Genomic DNA, 16,848 nt, shown 5'->3' with positions numbered 1-16,848 from the left:
GTCAGCCCGGGACGCCGAGACTGGCTTCCGGCGTGTCATCAGATCGCCAAAAAGTTCTTAAACCAAAACAGTTGGGTTTGATAGCATGCCGACCATCGAGCGTTTCAGGGGACAGCGCGTGGTGATTGATCCGAACGACCACCGGCCAGCGCACACCGCCACGGCCGCGCTGTCGCCGTCCGACATCGACGCCGCCCGCAGCCGGGCGCGGGTCGAACACACCGAGATGCCTAGGGCGGTGGCCGCCCGCTACGACCGCCGGGTCGGTCGGGTCGTGGTGACCCTCTCCAACGGGCTGGAGCTGGGTTTCCGTCCGCACGATGCCCAGGGGCTGGAAGGGGCGAAGCCGGCCCAGCTCGCGTCGATCGAGATCTCGCCATCCGGGCAGGGCCTGCACTTTCCGTCGCTGGATGCGGACCTGTCGGTCGCCGGTCTTCTGCGCGGCCTGTTCGGCTCGCCCGACTGGATGAGCGAGCGGGCCGCCGCGCGCCGGGTCGCGTCCGCGCTGGGCAGCGTGGGCGGCAAGGCCCGCAGCGCGGCGAAGTCCGAGGCGGCGCGGGCCAACGGCAAGCTCGGTGGCCGGCCGCGCAAGCCGGTTCCGCCCGATGACGCCGGCACCTGAATGCAGAATCGCGGCTGTCTCCATCTCCACCGAACCGACACCGCCATGCCCAGCTTCGACACCGTCCTCGAACCGAACCTCGTCGAGGTGAAGAACGCCATCGACCAGAGCAACAAGGAAATCCAGACCCGCTTCGACTTCAAGGGCAGCGACGCCCGGATCGAGCAGAAGGACAAGGAGCTGACGCTGTACGCCGACAGCGACTTCCAGCTGCAGCAGGTCACCGACATCCTGCTGGCCAAGATGAGCAAGCGCAGCGTCGACATCCGCTTCCTCGACAGCTCGGCCAAGCCCGAGAAGATGAGCCACGACAAGCTCAAGCAGAAGGTGCTGGTCAAGGCCGGCATCGAGAGCGACGTCGCCAAGCGCATCCAGAAGGCGATCAAGGACAGCAAGATGAAGGTGCAGGCCAGCATCCAGGGCGACACGGTCCGCGTGACCGGCGCCAAGCGCGACGACCTGCAGGCGGCGATGGCGCTGATCCGCAAGGAAGTCGACGACGTGCCGCTGTCGTTCAACAACTTCCGCGACTGAGCGCCCGGTGCGAACCCGCCCGACGGTCGTCCCCGCGCTGCTGCTCGTGGCCACGCTGGCACTGCCGGCGGCGGCACAGAACGTCAGCTATTCCGGCCGCATGGGCGACCGCGCGCTGCTGGTGATCGACGGCGCGCCGCGCACGCTGGCACTCGGGCAGGAGGCGCAGGGCGTCAAGCTGCTGATGCTCGACGGCGAGAACGCCACCGTGATGATCCGCAACCAGCGGCTGTCGCTGCGGATGGGCGCGCAGCCGGCCAGCGTCGGCGCGGCCACCGCTGCCGCCGAGGCCAGCGGACCGGCGCGCGACAGCGGCCAGCGCATCGTGCTGGGGGCCGGTGCCGACGGGCATTTCCAGGTCAACGGCAGCATCGGCGGGCAGCCGGTGCGCTTCCTGGTCGACACCGGCGCCAGCGCGGTCTCGATGTCGCAGCAGGAGGCCGACCGGCTCGGCCTGAACTGGCGCGGCGGCAAGCGCGTGTCGATGCAGACCGCCAACGGCATCGCGCCGGCCTGGCGCATCAGCATCGACCGGGTCCGCATCGGCGAGGTCGAGGTGCATCAGGTCGACACCGTCGTCAGCTCGCAGGACATGCCGGTCGTGCTGCTGGGCAACAGCTTCCTGAGCCGCTTCCGCATGCAGCGTGACGGCGAGCAGATGGTGCTGGAACGCCGTTATTGAGGCATCGGGGCCGACCGGCCCGCCCGGCCACGGGCAACCGCCTTGCGGAGTTCCTCGACCCACAGCACCGAACTGGCTGCGCCCACCAGCGCCAGCAGCGTGGTGGCCGGCAGCGGCTCGGTGTGGAACAGCCCGGCCAGCGGCGGCCAGTACAGGACACCCGCCTGCAGCACCACGCTCAGCAGCAGGCCGCCCAGCAACCAGCGGTTGGCCAGCAAGGGCACGCGCAGCACCGAGCGCGTCGCGCTGCGGCAGTTCAGCACGTTGAACCACTGCGCCAGCACGGTCAGCGTGAAGACCTCCGTGCGGACGAGATCGGCGCCGACACCCTGGTCGAGCCGACAGGCGAACCAACCGAGCGTGACGACCGACGAGGTCAGCGCCATCAGCAGGATGCGTCCCAGCATCTCGCGGTCGATCAGCGCGGCGTCGCTGCGGGTCGGCAGGCGGCGCATCTCGTCGCCCTCGGGCGGGTCCATCACCAGGTTCACGGTCAGCGTGGCCTCGGTGACGATGTTGACCCACAGGATCTGCACCGCCTGCAGCGGCAGCGGCAGGCCGGCCAGCAGCGCGGCCATCAGCACGACCACCTCGTCCAGCGAGGTCGCGAACAGGTAGAGCAGCACCTTGCGCAGGTTGCCCCAGGTCAGCCGGCCCTGTTCGACCGCGCCGACCAGCGTCGCGAAGTTGTCGTCGACCAGCACGATGCGGGCGGCGCCCTTGGCCACCTCGGTGCCGCTGCGGCCCATCGCCACGCCGACGTCGGCACGGGCCAGCGCCGGGGCGTCGTTGACGCCGTCGCCGGTCATCGCGACGACATCGCCACGGGCCTGGAAGGCCTCGACGATGCGCAGCTTCTGGGCCGGCTGGACGCGCGCGAACACCGCCACGTGCGGCAACGCGGCGCGCAGCTCGGCCTCGCCCAGGCATTCGAGCTCGGCACCGTCGACGGCGCGGTCGTCCGGCCCGGCAATGCCCAGCTGGCGCGCGATCGCCAGCCCGGTCAGCTTGTGGTCGCCCGTCACCATCACCGGCCGGATGCCGGCGGCGCGGCATTGCGCGACGGCGACGCGGACCTCGTCACGCGGCGGGTCGATCTGGCCGACCAGGCCGAGCAGCCGGACCCGGCCGGCCAGCGCGTCGAAGGTCAGCGGCTGCGCGGCCTCGGCCTCGTCCAGGTCGACGATGCCCAGCGCCAGCACGCGCAAGGCGCCCTGCGCCAGGCGTTCGGCCTCGGCGCTGGCGGCGGCCAGGCGGTCGGGCGGTTCATGGCCGGCACACAGCCGCAGCAGCCGTTCGGGCGCGCCCTTCAGGCAGACGCGGCGCGGCGCGCCCGGGCCGGCGTGGCGGGTCGCCATCAGCTGGGTGTCGGCATCGAAGGGCAGCTCGGCGGTGCGCGGCCAGTCGCGCCGGAGCGTGTCGGGCTGCAGGCCGGCGGCCGGCCCGAGCTTGTGCGCCAGCACGACCAGCGCGGCCTCGGTCGGGTCGCCCAGCGCGGTCCAGGCGCTGCGCTCGGTGTCGTCGGGCGCCAGCAGGTCGGCGTCGTTGCACAGCAGCGCGGTGCGCAGCAGCTCGGCCAGCAGCGGGTCGCCAGCGGCCGGCAGGTCATCACCCAGCAGGGCGCCGACCGGCTGGTAGCCGGAACCGCCGACGTCCCAGCCCCGGCCGTCGGCCAGCCACAGCCGCGTCGCGGTCATCTCGTTGCGGGTCAGGGTGCCGGTCTTGTCGCTGCAGATGACGGTGGTCGAACCCAGTGTCTCGACGGCCGACAGGCGCCGCACGATCGCGCCCTGGGCCGCCATGCGCTGCATGCCCACCGCCAGCGCGATGGTGATGGCCACGGGCAGGCCCTCCGGCACCATCGAGACCATCTGGCTGATGGCCACCATCAGCACCTCGCCCAGCGGCAGGCCGCGCAGCAGTCCCAGCGCCAGCACGGCCGCGAACAGCACCAGCGCGGCGATCACCAGGCCGCGGCCGAAGCGGTCCAGGCGCTGTTCGAGCGGCGTGCGCGGCTCGACCGCGCGGATGGTCAGGTCGGCGATCTGGCCGACCTCGGTCGACAGCCCCGTCGCCACGACGACCGCACGGGCGCGTCCGGCCGTGATGTGCGTGCCCGAATGGACCATGCCGTGGCGGTCGGCCAGCCCGCAGGCCTCGGGTTGCGGCTCGACGGTCTTGGCGACCGGCACGGATTCGCCGGTCAGGGCCGCCTCGGCCGCCTGCAGCTGGGCCGCCTCGATCAGCCGGGCATCGGCCGCGACCGCATCGCCCGCGGCCAGCAGCAGGATGTCGCCCGGCACCAGCGCGTGCGCCGGCGCGGCCTGTTCGGCGCCCTCGCGCCAGACCCGCACCTGCAGCGACGCGAGCTGGCGCAGGGCGGCCATCGAGCGGTCGGCGCGGCCTTCCTGCCAGGTGCCGATGACGGCGTTGACGACCACCACCAGCGCGATCACGCCGGCATCGGGCGCATGGCCCATCGCCAGCGCCAGCCCGGCTGCGACGCCCAGGATCGCGATCAGCGGGCTGGCGAACTGGCGCAGGAAGCGCCAGGCCAGCGACGGCGGCGGCGACTCGGGCAACGCGTTGGCACCGTGGCGCTGGCGCCGCGCGAGCACCTCGGCGGCGTCGAGCCCGTGCGCCGGATCGACGGCCTGCCGCTGCAGCGCGGCGTCGGGGGTCAGGGCATGCCAGGGCGGGGTGGAGCTCATCGTTCGAGCATAGGCGCGGCGGTCTGCAGCGCGGATGACGGCGGTCAGGCCCGGCACCAGATAATCCGCGCCCATGCAAGTCCTCCGCGGCCACCGACACCCTGGCGACCTCACCCCGGCCACGGCCTGCGCCGTCACCATCGGCAACTTCGACGGCGTGCACCGCGGTCACCAGGCGATGCTGGCGCTGCTGCGCAACGAGGCCCGTCACCGCGGCCTGCCCAGCTGCGTGCTGACCTTCGAACCGCACCCGCGCGACTGGTTCGCCTCGGTGCTGGGCCAGCCCGAGAAGGCGCCCGCCCGCATCGCCACGCTGCGCGACAAGCTGGCCGAGCTGGAGCGCTGCGGCATCGACCGGGTCGTGCTGATGCGTTTCGACGCGGCCTTCGCCAGCCTGTCGCCGCAGGCCTTCATCGACCAGGTGCTGGTCGGCACGCTGGGCGCGCGCTACGTGCTGGTCGGCGACGACTTCCGCTTCGGCGCGAAGCGGGCCGGCGACTACGCGATGCTCGATGCCGCCGGTGCCCGGGCCGGCTTCGACGTCGCCCGCATGCTGAGCTACGAGGTCCACGGCCTGCGCGTGTCCAGCTCGGCCGTGCGCGAGGCCCTGCAGGTCGGCGACATGGCCCGCGCCGCGCAGCTGCTGGGGCGGCCCTACAGCATCAGCGGCCATGTCGTGCATGGCCAGAAGCTCGGCCGCACGCTGGGCGAATCGGCCAACGGCGCGGCCGACGGCCTGCGCACGCTGAACGTGCGCTTCCCGCATGGCAAGCCGGCGGCATCGGGCATCTACGTGGTGCGGGTGCACGGTCTGGACGAACGCCCGCTCGACGGCGTCGCCAGCCTGGGCGTGCGCCCGACCGTCGAGGACGCCGGCCGCGTGCTGCTGGAGACCTACTGCCTGGACTGGCCCGCCCGCCTGGGCCGCGAGGGGGGCTACGGTAAAATCGTGCGCGTGGAATTGCTCGAAAAACTGCGCGACGAGGCCCGCTACGACGGCCTTGATGCCCTGACCGCCGCCATCGCCCGCGATGTGGCGCAGGCCCGCGCCTGGTTCGTCCGCGACGCGGCCGGCACGCAGGCCGCCGCCCACGCGGCCGAACGTCGCCAGACCACCCGCGACCGAATTTGACCGTTCCGGAGCCGGCCGCGACGTGATCGCACCGGCTGCCGCACCCTCACCCGGGACGCTGCCCGCCGGCATCGCCCTCGCCGCCTTTTTCCCCATCCCCTGACCAGGCGCGCCACCCGAGGTGGCGCGAGTCGCGATGACCCAATCTGCCCCGCAAGACGCCAAGAAGAACGCCCCCGAGAAGGGTGCCGACAAGGGTGCCGAACAAGGCGCCTACCGCGCCACGCTGAACATGCCCGACACGCCGTTCCCGATGCGCGGCGATCTTCCGAAGCGTGAGCCTGCCTGGGTCGCCGACTGGAACGCGGGCGGCCGTGACGGCGGTCTCTACATGCGCCTGCGTGCGGCCCGCAAGGGCGCGCCGCTGTTCGTGCTGCACGACGGCCCGCCGTATGCAAACGGCAAGCTGCACATCGGCCATGCGCTCAACAAGGTCCTGAAGGACATGATCGTCAAGAGCCGCCAGCTGGCCGGCTTCGACGCGCAGTACATCCCCGGCTGGGACTGCCACGGCCTGCCGATCGAGAACGCGATCGAGAAGCTGCACGGCCGCAACCTCGGCCGCGACGCGATGCAGGCCAGGTCACGGGCCTACGCGACCGAGCAGATCGCCCAGCAGCGCGAGGACTTCAAGCGCCTGGGCGTGCTGGGCGACTGGGAGATGCCCTATCGCACGATGGACCCGGCCAACGAGGCCGGCCAGATCCGCGCCTTCAAGCGCGTGATCGAGCGCGGCTTCGTCTACCGCGGCCTCAAGCCGGTCTACTGGTGCTTCGACTGCGGCTCGTCGCTGGCCGAGTTCGAGATCGAATACGCCGACAAGAAGAGCGACACGCTGGACGTGGCCTTCGAGGCCGACGACACCGCCGCGCTGGCCCGCGCCTTCGGCCTGTCCGCACTGCCTGGCGAGGGCAACAAGAAGGCCTTTGCGGTCATCTGGACCACCACCGCCTGGACCATCCCGGCCAACCAGGCGCTCAACGCGCACCCCGAGCTGGACTACGCGCTGGTCGACACGCCGCGCGGCGTGCTGCTGCTGGCCGCCAGCCTGGTCGAGGCCTGCCTGAAGCGTTATGCGCTGGACGGCACGATCGTCGCCACCGCCAAGGGCGAGGCGCTGCGCGGGCTGGTGTTCCGTCACCCGCTGCACGACACGGTCACGGCCGAACAGGGCGGCAAGTACAGCTACCGCCGGCTGTCGCCGCTCTACCTGGCCGACTACGTCACGGCCGCCGACGGCACCGGCATCGTGCACTCGGCGCCGGCCTATGGCGTGGACGACTTCAACTCCTGCGTTGCCCACGGCCTGGCCTACGACGACATCCTCAACCCCGTGCAGGGCAATGGCGTCTACGCCGAGGAGCTGCCCTTCTTCGGCGGCGAGCACATCTGGAAGGCCGTGCCGCGCATCCTGGAGGTGCTGGGCCAGAGCGACCGGTTGCTGGCCACGCAGGCGATCACGCACAGCTACCCGCACTGCTGGCGCCACAAGACGCCGGTGATCTACCGCGCCGCCGCGCAGTGGTTCGTGCGCATGGACGAGGGCGAGGGCGTGTTCACCAAGGACAAGGCGCCGAAGACGCTGCGCCAGCTCGCGCTCGATGCCATCGACCAGACCGCGTTCTACCCGGAGAACGGCCGCAGCCGGCTGCGCGACATGATCGCCAACCGGCCCGACTGGTGCATCAGCCGCCAGCGCAGCTGGGGCGTGCCGGTGCCGTTCTTCCTGCACCAGGACTCGGGCGAGCTGCACCCGCGCACGATGGAGATCCTCGATCAGGCCGCCGACATCGTCGAGGCCGGCGGCATCGAGGCGTGGAGCCGCGTCACGACCGAGGAGATCCTCGGTGCCGAAGATGCCGCGCACTACACCAAGAGCACCGACATCCTGGAGGTCTGGTTCGACTCCGGATCGACCTTCCAGCACGTGCTGCGCGGCAGCCATGCCCACGCCTACCCGGGCGCCAGCCACCACGACAGCGGGCCGGAAGCGGACCTCTATCTCGAAGGCCATGACCAGCACCGCGGCTGGTTCCACAGCTCCTTGCTGCTGGGCTGCGCGCTGCACGACCGGGCGCCCTATCGCGGCCTGCTGACACACGGTTTCGCGACCGATGGCCAGGGTCGCAAGATGAGCAAGAGCCTGGGCAACACGGTCGAGCCGCAGAGCGTGACCAGCAAGCTCGGCGCCGAGATCGTGCGGCTGTGGGTGGCGTCGACCGACTACTCGGGCGACCTCAACATCGACGACAAGATCCTCGCCCGCGTGGTCGATGCCTACCGCCGCATCCGCAACACGCTGCGTTTCCTGCTGGCCAACACGAGCGACTTCGACCCCGCCTTGCACACCGTGCCGGCGGCCGAACTGCTGGAGATGGACCGCTACGCGCTGACCCGCGCGGCGGCGCTGCAGGCCGAGATCCTGGCCCACTTCGAGCGCTACGAGTTCCACCCGGTGGTCGCCAAGCTGCAGGTCTACTGCTCCGAGGACCTGGGCGCGTTCTACCTCGACGTGCTCAAGGACCGCCTCTACACCAGCGCGGCCGACAGCCACGCACGCCGCTCGGCGCAGACGGTGCTCTGGCGCATCACCGACGCGATGCTGCGCTGGATGGCGCCGTTCCTGAGCTTCACCGCCGAAGAGGCCTGGGCGATCTTCGCGGCCGGCCGCAAGGAAGGCTCGTCGGGCACGATCTTCACCGAGACCTATGCGGACCTGGGCACGGTCGACGCCGCGCTGCTGGCCAAGTGGGGCCGCATCCGCGAGATCCGCGAGCTGGCCAACAAGGAGATCGAGGCGGTGCGCACCACCGGCGCGGTCGGCGCCTCCTTGCAGGCGGTTCTGGCGATCGAGGCCGGTCCGGAAGACGCGGCGCTGCTGCGCTCGCTGGGCGACGACCTGCGCTACGTCACCATCACCTCGGTGGCCGAGGTGGTCGATGCCGAGGCGCTGGCCGTGCGCGTCAGCCCGAGCAGCGCCGTCAAGTGCGAACGCTGCTGGCACTACCGCGACGACGTCGGCTCGCATGCCGCGCACCCGACGATCTGCGGCCGCTGCGTCAGCAACCTCGAAGGCCCGGGCGACGTCCGGACCTTTGCCTGAACAGGCCGCACCGGTCACAGGATCATCCGATGAGCCACCCTGACGTGCAGGTCCCCGGCATCCAGCTGCACCCGAGCCTGCCGGCCTTCAGCCGGCTGGTCTACGGCGCCTGGCGGCTGGCCGACGATGCCGACACCTCGCCCGCGCATGTCGCGGCCAAGATCGACGCCTGCCTGGCCCAGGGCATCACGACCTTCGACCATGCCGACCTGTACGGCGGCCACCGCTGCGAGGCGCTGTTCGGTGCGGCGCTGAAGGCGCGGCCGGACCTGAAGGCGCGCATCCAGCTGGTCAGCAAGTGCGACATCGTGATCCCCGGCGGCCTGCACGGCACGCCCCGGCTGAAGTTCTACGACACCACGCCGGGCCACATCCGCGCCTCGGTCACGCGCTCGCTCGCGCTGCTGGGTGTCGAGCGGCTGGACCTGCTGCTGATCCACCGGCCCGATCCGCTGATCGATGCGGGCGCGACCGGCGCGGCGCTCGATGCGCTGGTCGACGAGGGCCTGATCACGGCGGCCGGAGTGTCCAACTTCCTGCCGCACGACTGGGCGCTGCTGGCCTCGCGGATGAAGCACCCGCTGGTCACCAACCAGATCGAGCTGAGCCTGGCCGCGCGGTCGCCCTGGACCGACGGCCAGCTGGCCTTCCTGCAGCAGCAGCGCATCCGGCCGATGGCCTGGTCGCCGCTGGGCGGCGGGGCCTTGCTGGACGCCACCCACCCGGTCGGCGCGCGTGTGCTGCCGGCGCTGCAGCGCATCGCCCAGGCACAGGGCGTCGGCGCCAATGCGGTCGCGCTCGCCTGGCTGCTGATGCACCCGGCCGGCATCGTGCCGGTGGCCGGCACCAACCGGCTGGACCGCATCGCGCGGTTGTCGGACGCCTGCCGCGTCACGCTGGACCGGCAGGACTGGTTCGAGCTGTGGACGCTGGCCTGCGGGCATGAAGTCCCATGAACCACGCCTGTCCGGCGGCGCTGCGATGATGCGCGCCCCGATCCCGCAGCCCTCCCTTCCCTGGACCCCCGCATGACCTCCGCGCCGCCCCCGGACCCGCAACAGGCCGCCCGCCTGCAAGCCCTCAAGGACGGCATGGCCTGCGTCAGTGCGGGCGTGGTGATCGTCACCGCCCACCATGACGGCCACGACTGGGGCATGACCTGCAGCTCGTTCACCACCGTCTCGCTCGACCCCGCGCTGGTGCTGTGGTGCCTGCACCGCGGCTCGGCCAGCCATGCCGCCTTCACGCGTCCGGGTGACCAGGGCGGTGGCTACTGCGTCAACGTGCTGGCGGCCGACCAGGCGGCCCTGGCCAAGCGCTTCTCCAGCGGCTCGCAGACCGAACGTTTCGACGGCGCCGCGATCGAGCGCCTGCCCAGCGGCCGGGCCCGGCTGGCCGGCGCGGTGGCCTGGTTCGACTGCAGCCTGCACGAGGTGCTGCGCGCCGGCGACCACGAGATCCTGATCGGCCGCATCGGCGACTTCGGCGCCCCCGGCGCCGCCAGCCTGGCCAGCAGCCTGGTCTACGCGCAACGCCGCTTCGGCAGCGTCAGCCCGCAGGCCTGAACGGCGGCTGCACGCGCCCTCGCCTTCCACCTTCCCGAGCGCACCTGCCGCGCCCCGACCCCATGCCGCCTCCGAAGAAGTCGCCCTCGTCCAACCGCCGCGCCGGCGCCTCGTCCAGCAGCGGCCCCGGCCTGGGCACCTGGCTGGCCATCGCGCTGCTGATCGTGCTGGTCGACCAGTTCACCAAGGTGCTGATCGTCGGCCGCTTCGCGCATGGCGACAGCGTCACGATCACCAGCTGGTTCAACCTCGTGCGGGTCCACAACCCGGGCGCGGCATTCAGCTTCCTGTCGCAGGCCTCGGGCTGGCAACGCTGGTTCTTCACCGGCATCGGCGTGCTGGCGTCGGGCCTGTTCATCTGGCTGCTGCGCGCCCATGCCGGCCAGCGCCTGTTCGCGCTGGCGCTGACGCTGCTGCTCGGCGGCGCGGTCGGCAACGTCATCGACCGCCTGTGGCACGGCCATGTGATCGACTTCGTGCAGGTCCACTGGGACTTCCTGTCCGGCATCTTCCCCGGCGGCTACTTCCCGGCCTTCAACGTGGCCGACAGCGCGATCACCGGCGGCGCGATCGCCCTGCTGCTCGACGAACTGCGCCGGGTGCGGCGCAGCTGAAGGCGGCCTGACGCGGAACGGCGCGTCGGTGTCAGCCCGGCTGTTCAAGCCCTGGCGCTGCACCTATGGTGCGCGGCATCCCGATTGAGGCTTGCCGCATGACCACGCCCGAAGTACCCGCCGTTCCCGCAGCACCCGAACCGCCCCCCGAAACCACCCGCACCGCCCCGATCCGCCTGCGCACGCTGGCCTTCGCCGACCCGCTGCAGTGGCTGGCGCGCGGCTGGCAGGACTTCGTCCGGCACCCCGGCATCGGCCTGTTCTTCGGGCTTTGTTTCACCGGCATGGGCTGGGCGCTGATGAAGGTGTTCCAGCAGGCACCGGCCTGGACGCTGGCGCTGTCGGCCGGTTTCCTGCTGATGGGCCCGTTCATCTGCATGGGCCTCTACCAGGTCAGCCGGCGGCTCGAACGGGGCGAACGGCCCGACTTCGGCGACGCCCTGACCGCCTGGGACGAACACACCGCGCAGATGGCCATCTTCGGCTTCGTGCTGCTGGTGCTGGAGATGCTGTGGGGCCGCGCCTCGCTGGTCGTGTTCGCGGTCAGCTTCGACGGCATGCCCGACTTCAAGGGCTCGCTGCTGGCGCTGCTGAACCCCGAGAACATCGAGTTCATCGTCGCCTACATCGGCGTCGGCGCGCTGTTCGCCGGGCTGATCTTCGCGGTCAGCGTGGTCAGCATCCCGATGATGCTGGACCGCCGTGTCGACGCCATCACCGCCGGCCTGACCAGCCTGCGCCTGGTGCTGACCCAGCCCGGCGTGATGCTGTGGTGGGGCGCCCTGCTGGTGCTGCTGGTGGTGATCGCGCTGCTGCCGTGGTTCCTGGGCCTGCTGGTGATCGGCCCGGTGCTGGGCCACGCCAGCTGGCATGCCTATCGCGGCGCGGTCGAACCGCCCGAGGCGGCCGAGTCGCTGCCCGGCGTGAACGCGCCGGACAGCGCGGCCTGAGCCAGACCCTGGCTCAGAGCCATCTCAGAGGGTCAGCACGCTGCAACCGGTCGTCGCACGCGCTTCCAGGTCGCGGTGGGCCTGGGCCACGTCTTCAAGCGGGTAACGCTGGTCGATGCGGATCTTCACCGCGCCGCTGCTGACCATCGCGAACAGGTCGTCGGCCATCGCCTGCGTGCGTTCGCGGGTCGCGATGTGGGTGAACAGCGTCGGCCGGGTCACGTAGAGCGAGCCCTTGGCGCCGAGCACGCCGAGGTTGAAAGCTGTCACCGGGCCCGAGGCATTGCCGAAGTTGACCAGCAGGCCGAACGGCGACAGGCAGTCCAGCGAGCCCTCGAAGGTGTCCTTGCCGATCGAGTCGTAGACCACCTTGACGCCGCGCCCGCCGGTGATCGCCTTGACCTGCTCGACGAAGTTGCCGCTGCGGTAGTTGATCGCGTGGCTCGCGCCCATCTCCAGCGCCAGCTGGCACTTGGCGTCCGAACCGGCCGTGCCGATCAGCTGCAGGCCCAGCGCCCGGGCCCACTGGCAGGCGATCAGGCCGACGCCGCCGGCCGCAGCGTGGAACAGCACGAAGTCGCCGGGCTGCAGGCCGCCTTGCGGCAGGGTGCTGCGCAGCAGGTACTGCGCCGTCAGGCCCTTGAGCATCATCGCCGCGCCGGTCTCGAAGTCGATGCCGTCGGGCAGTTGCACGACGCACTTGGCCGGCATCACGCGGACCTCGCAGTAGCTGCCCGGCGGCTGGCTGGCGTAGGCCACGCGGTCGCCGACGTTCAGGTGCGTGACGCCCGCGCCGACCGCCTCGACCACGCCGGCACCTTCCATGCCCAGCGACAGCGGCAGCGCGTTCGGGTACAGGCCCGTGCGCTGGTAGACGTCGATGAAGTTGAGGCCGGCCGCGTGGTGGCGGATGCGGACTTCGCCGGGGCCGGGCTGGCCGACCTCGACGTCGACCAGCTGCATCACCTCGGGGCCGCCGAAGGACTGGATCTGGATGGCACGGGACATGGGGTGGATCTCCTCGTCTGGATGGGTCTTGATTGACCGCCAGCATAGGACAGGCCGGCGCGCGGGGTGCATCACCTTGGCGACGCCCCTGTCGCGCGCCGGGGCCGCGCCGCTACGATCCGCGCCCATGAAACTGACCCCGCGCCTGACCCTGATGCTGACCATGCCGCCACTGCTGTGGGCCGGCAACGCGATTGCCGGCCGGCTGACGGTGCCGCTGGTGCCGCCGCTGCTGCTCAACCTGCTGCGCTGGGTCACCGTGGCGATCGTGTTGCTGGTGATCGGCCGCCGCGCCATCGCCACCGCCGAGGCCCGTGCCGCGATCCGTGCGCGCTGGCGCTACCTGGCCCTCGTCGGCCTGCTCGGCGTGGGCGCCTACAACGCGCTGCAGTACCTGGCTCTGACGACGTCGACGCCGATCAACGTCACGCTGATCGCGTCGTCGATGCCGCTGTGGATGCTGCTGGTCGGCTTCGTCTTCTTCCGCGAACAGCCGCAGGCGCGCCAGGTCATGGGCGCCGCCCTGTCCCTGGCCGGCGTGGCCACCGTGCTGGGCCGTGGCGACTGGGCCAAGCTGGCGCAGATCCACTTCGTCCAGGGCGACCTGTTCATGCTCGCCGCAGCGGCCTGCTGGGCCGGCTACAGCTGGCTGCTGGTGCGCCCGCCCGAGTCGATGACGATGGCCAACCGCCCGCGCGTCACCGGCGCCGACGGCCAGCCCCGGCCGTGGAACTGGGCCGAATACCTGCTGGTGCAGACGCTGTTCGGCCTGGTCTGGTCGGCCACCTCGGCCGGCATCGAGGCCTCGGTCATCGACCGCGTGCCGCAATGGACCCCGGCCGTGGCCGTGGCCCTGCTCTACATCACGATCGGCCCTTCCCTGCTGGCCTACAAGTTCTGGGGCGAGGCCGTCGCCCAGGCTGGCCCGACGACGGCCGGCATCTTCACCAACCTGACCCCTCTGTTCGCCGCGCTGATGTCCACCGCGATGCTCGGCGACGCCCCGAAGGCCTACCACGGCGTCGCCTTCGCGCTGATCGTGGCGGGGATCACGGTGTCGTCCTGGCGCCGGTGATCGCGGCGGTGAGGGGCGGCGCCTAGGGCCGATCGCGGGCCTGGGCGCGCAGACCTTCGCGCAGACCCGCTCGCAGTCCTTCGCGCTGTTGCGCCATCCGGGCGCGCAACACGGCCGCATCCATCTGCGCAACCAGACGGCGCGCCAGCGCGTCCAGCACCGTGCCGGCCTGGGCCAGACCGGCGGCATCGATGGGCGCGGCGGACAAGGCTGACAGAACCGACAGAACCTGCCAACGCGCCTCGGCACCGTCGTCGCCGCTGCGGCCGACGCGGCAGCAGGCGATCCACGGCCGGCCGGATGCGAAGGTCGACCGCACGCGCCAGATGACCTGATCACCCCGGGCCAGCGCGTCCAGCGTGTCCTGGCGGCAGACGGTGGCGCGCTCGCCGGGCGCGCCAGCCAGCAGCGCGAGCAGCGTGGTGCTGTCGACGACCGGCTCGACCTCGAAGCCGCGCAGCACCGGGCGGACCAGTCCTGCCGGCACGGCCCAGCGGCGTGGCGTCAGGCGCAGCGCGAGTTCGTCGTCGGGTCGCCACCTCAGGGCGGCATCCAGCAGCGCATCCCAACCCAGCCGGCGAGCGGCCTGCGGCACCCGGCCCGGCCGCCGCGCCGCACGGGCCAGGCCGTGGGCGGCCACGTGGTCGCGGGCCAGCGCGTGGCGCCGCAGCGCCTCGTCGTCGCGGTTGTCGTCGCCGGCCAGATCTGCAGTGGCTAGTTGATGCTCCTGCAGCGCCAGCCGCCACAGCCACGCGGGCGGCAAGGCCCGCCAGCACGGCAGGACCGCGAGCAGCTCGACCAGCGCGGTGCCGTCGATGCGGTCAGGCTGCGGCAAGGCGTCCAGGGCCCGGCAGGCGGTGATGAACCGGTCGGCATCGGGCTGACCGTCCGGCGCCGACCACAGCAGCGACAGGCGCGCCGGTGGCCAGGCCGCCAGCCAGCCTTGAACATGCCGCGCCGGGGGCTGCGCGGCGACGGCCAGCGCGAGCGCGTGCAAGGCGCTGTGGGCGACTTCGGCGGCGGCGCTCATGCTTCGGCTCCTGCCCCGGCGCCCATGGCCGCATCCGGTCCGGGCGCCATGCGTTCCAGCATCGCCTTCAGGCGTTGCAGCGCGCCGTTGACGACCATCGTCTGCTCGGCCGTTCGGGGCGCGTCCTGCACCGCCCGCATCTCGGCCAGCAGGGCCTGCAGCGCGGCGAGGTGCTGGCGGGCTGCCTCGATCGGTGCGTCCAGCTCGGCCCGGTCGATCTCGGCCTGTGCCTGCAAGGCCCACAGCTGCGCCTGGCTGCTGCCCTGGTCGAGCTCGGCCCATTGCCGCGAGGCGGCCAGTGCCTGCTCGGCGGCCATGCGCGCCTGCAGGGCCTGCTGGGCCTGCACCTGACGTTCGGTCTCCATCGCCTCGATCGCGGCCTCGGCCTTGCGGACCAGGCCCAGCGCGTGAACGCCCTGGAGAAGGCTGACCTTCACGGCCAGCGGCGTCAGGTCGATCGTCAGCGCCACCAGGAAGATGAACAGCAAGGGCACCGCCACGGTGATGTCGCTGCCGGCCAGCCGCGCCAGCGCGCCGAGTGCGGTGCCGAAGGACGGCTTGAGGGCCTGCCGCGCCAGCGCTTCGGCCTCGCGGGTGTCCGCGCCCTGCTGCGTTCGCGCGGCGGCCACGGCCTCGGCCTGGGACGCGGCCCGCTGCGCCGCGCTGGCGCTGGCCTCTTCCAGCGTACGGTGCCAGCCGGCCACGGCGGCCTCGTGCTCGCTGCGAGCGGACTGCAGCGCGACATCGGCCGCGTTGACCTGCAACTGGGCCTCGGCCAGGCGCCGGGCGGCACTCGCCAGGGCCACGTTCAAGGCAGCTTCGCGGCGGCTGCGTTCCGCCTCGTCGAGCTTGCGCTGACCTGCCAGCGCGCCGAGCGCGGCGCGGGCGTCGGCATGGCGACGACGCGCCGCATCGGCCGCCGCATTGGCGCGGGACAGCTGGCCTTCGGCCGCGCTGGCGGCCGCCGCAGCCTGGACGACGGCCTGCGGCGGATGCTGCGGATCGGCCATCGCGGCTCGGGCGGCCTCGGCCTTCTCGTCGAGCGTGCGGGCGCCCTGCTCCAGCGACGCGACGTTGCGCGCCTTGGCCGACAGCTCGCCGGCCTGCGCCACCGCCACGAGGCGTTCGCGATGCAGCAGGGCCTGGATCGGGCCGTCGAAGACCACGATCGCGACCGGCGCGAGCTGCATCACCACCAGCATCAGGCCGAGCTTGACGCGCAGCACGATGAAGCCGACGCCGATGCCGGGCTTGACCGTCGCCAGGACGGCGACCTCCAGGCACAGGCCGAGCGCCATGAAGAACACGAAGATCAGCGGTCGCAGCGGCCACGGGACGTTGAGCGATTCGCCGAGCTTGTAGGCCATGCCCAGGCCGGTCCAGCAGGCCGACAGGATCATCAGCGCGCCCAGCGCGGTGTAGGCCGCCTGCTCGGGCTTCGGCGCACGCGCCAGGATGCGGCGGTCGATGCCACACAGGCGGTGGCACCAGATCACCAGGCCGGGGAAACGCTGCAGCCAGACGCCCAAGGCGGTCAGCAGGGCGAAGAGGGACTTGGAGGGGTTCATGGTCGGGCTCCTGGGTCATCGGGGTTTCAGAACCCTTGCAATGTCGAACGACCGCTGCGATCGGACTTCCCACCGATCGGCGGAATTCCAGCGAGCGGTGGGACAGGACCCGACGCGGGGCCGGCTGCAATCCAGCCTTCACCCCGAGGAGCCCCCATGCACGACCGCATCCTGTCGTCGACCCGAAGACCCGGCGCCAGCGCCCGCCAGCGCCCCCCGGGGATGGCGCCACTGGACTGGCAGGCGCAGCGCGA

Annotated in this window: 14 protein-coding genes; 10 read left to right on the top strand and 4 right to left on the bottom strand. The window is 71.8% G+C overall.

Features of this window, described 5'->3' with window-relative positions:
• Positions 1 to 118 precede the first annotated feature (118 nt).
• Genes ACWA7K_RS02245 through ACWA7K_RS02235 form a run of 3 tightly spaced genes read left to right on the top strand, consistent with a single transcriptional unit; the run spans position 119 to position 1,838 of the window.
• Complete coding sequence (locus ACWA7K_RS02245; RefSeq protein WP_456165238.1) at positions 119 to 622, top strand: DUF2442 domain-containing protein; 504 nt, start codon at positions 119 to 121, stop codon at positions 620 to 622.
• A gap of 45 nt (positions 623 to 667) precedes the next feature.
• The gene (locus tag ACWA7K_RS02240; RefSeq protein ID WP_456165236.1) at positions 668 to 1,156 is read left to right on the top strand and encodes a YajQ family cyclic di-GMP-binding protein; all 489 of its coding nucleotides are present in this window, start codon (positions 668 to 670) and stop codon (positions 1,154 to 1,156) included.
• A 7-nt stretch (positions 1,157 to 1,163) separates the two neighbouring features.
• Positions 1,164 to 1,838, top strand: a complete 675-nt coding sequence (locus ACWA7K_RS02235) for a retropepsin-like aspartic protease family protein (RefSeq protein ID WP_456165234.1) — start codon at positions 1,164 to 1,166, stop codon at positions 1,836 to 1,838.
• Here ACWA7K_RS02235 and ACWA7K_RS02230 read toward each other — a convergent pair.
• Positions 1,832 to 4,549, bottom strand: a complete 2,718-nt coding sequence (locus tag ACWA7K_RS02230) for a cation-translocating P-type ATPase (protein ID WP_456165232.1) — start codon at positions 4,547 to 4,549, stop codon at positions 1,832 to 1,834. The two genes, ACWA7K_RS02235 and ACWA7K_RS02230, sit on opposite strands and share 7 nt — an antisense overlap.
• A gap of 73 nt (positions 4,550 to 4,622) precedes the next feature.
• On the opposite strand from ACWA7K_RS02230, the gene ACWA7K_RS02225 reads away from it, so the two are divergent.
• The 6 genes from ACWA7K_RS02225 (at position 4,623) to ACWA7K_RS02200 (ending at position 11,913) form a co-directional block, all read left to right on the top strand.
• A complete protein-coding gene (locus tag ACWA7K_RS02225; protein ID WP_456165230.1) occupies positions 4,623 to 5,681 on the top strand; it encodes a bifunctional riboflavin kinase/FAD synthetase in 1,059 nt (352 codons plus the stop codon).
• Positions 5,682 to 5,913: 232 nt separating this feature from the next.
• The gene (gene ileS / locus ACWA7K_RS02220) at positions 5,914 to 8,784 is read left to right on the top strand and encodes an isoleucine--tRNA ligase (RefSeq protein WP_456168656.1); all 2,871 of its coding nucleotides are present in this window, start codon (positions 5,914 to 5,916) and stop codon (positions 8,782 to 8,784) included.
• A gap of 29 nt (positions 8,785 to 8,813) precedes the next feature.
• Positions 8,814 to 9,740 carry an aldo/keto reductase gene (locus tag ACWA7K_RS02215; protein WP_456165228.1) on the top strand — a complete coding sequence of 309 codons (927 nt, stop codon included), beginning with the start codon at positions 8,814 to 8,816 and terminating at the stop codon, positions 9,738 to 9,740.
• Between the two features lie 72 nt (positions 9,741 to 9,812).
• On the top strand, positions 9,813 to 10,349 hold the full coding sequence (locus ACWA7K_RS02210; RefSeq protein WP_456165226.1) for a flavin reductase family protein: 537 nt from the start codon (positions 9,813 to 9,815) through the stop codon (positions 10,347 to 10,349).
• Positions 10,350 to 10,411: 62 nt separating this feature from the next.
• A complete protein-coding gene (gene lspA, locus ACWA7K_RS02205; protein ID WP_456165224.1) occupies positions 10,412 to 10,963 on the top strand; it encodes a signal peptidase II in 552 nt (183 codons plus the stop codon).
• A 98-nt stretch (positions 10,964 to 11,061) separates the two neighbouring features.
• Positions 11,062 to 11,913 carry a DUF2189 domain-containing protein gene (locus ACWA7K_RS02200; RefSeq protein ID WP_456165222.1) on the top strand — a complete coding sequence of 284 codons (852 nt, stop codon included), beginning with the start codon at positions 11,062 to 11,064 and terminating at the stop codon, positions 11,911 to 11,913.
• A gap of 24 nt (positions 11,914 to 11,937) precedes the next feature.
• Here ACWA7K_RS02200 and ACWA7K_RS02195 read toward each other — a convergent pair whose 3' ends face one another.
• Positions 11,938 to 12,921, bottom strand: a complete 984-nt coding sequence (locus ACWA7K_RS02195; protein WP_456165220.1) for a quinone oxidoreductase family protein — start codon at positions 12,919 to 12,921, stop codon at positions 11,938 to 11,940.
• 127 nt (positions 12,922 to 13,048) lie between these two features.
• On the opposite strand from ACWA7K_RS02195, the gene ACWA7K_RS02190 reads away from it, so the two are divergent.
• Positions 13,049 to 13,996: a DMT family transporter gene (locus ACWA7K_RS02190; RefSeq protein WP_456165218.1), complete on the top strand. Its 948-nt coding sequence runs from the start codon at positions 13,049 to 13,051 to the stop codon at positions 13,994 to 13,996.
• A 22-nt stretch (positions 13,997 to 14,018) separates the two neighbouring features.
• Here ACWA7K_RS02190 and ACWA7K_RS02185 read toward each other — a convergent pair whose 3' ends face one another.
• Both ACWA7K_RS02185 and ACWA7K_RS02180 read right to left on the bottom strand, forming a co-directional pair.
• Entirely contained in the window at positions 14,019 to 15,026 is a 1,008-nt protein-coding gene (locus ACWA7K_RS02185) for a hypothetical protein (RefSeq protein WP_456165216.1), read from the bottom strand.
• Positions 15,023 to 16,594, bottom strand: coding sequence for a DUF4407 domain-containing protein (locus ACWA7K_RS02180; RefSeq protein ID WP_456165214.1), 1,572 nt, complete (start codon positions 16,592 to 16,594; stop codon positions 15,023 to 15,025). The genes ACWA7K_RS02185 and ACWA7K_RS02180 overlap by 4 nt, the downstream gene beginning before the upstream one ends.
• Positions 16,595 to 16,848 lie beyond the last annotated feature (254 nt).

Source organism: Leptothrix mechoopdaensis (SeqCode) (genome assembly GCF_053893855.1).
This window is presented reverse-complemented; position numbering and strand designations above follow the sequence as displayed.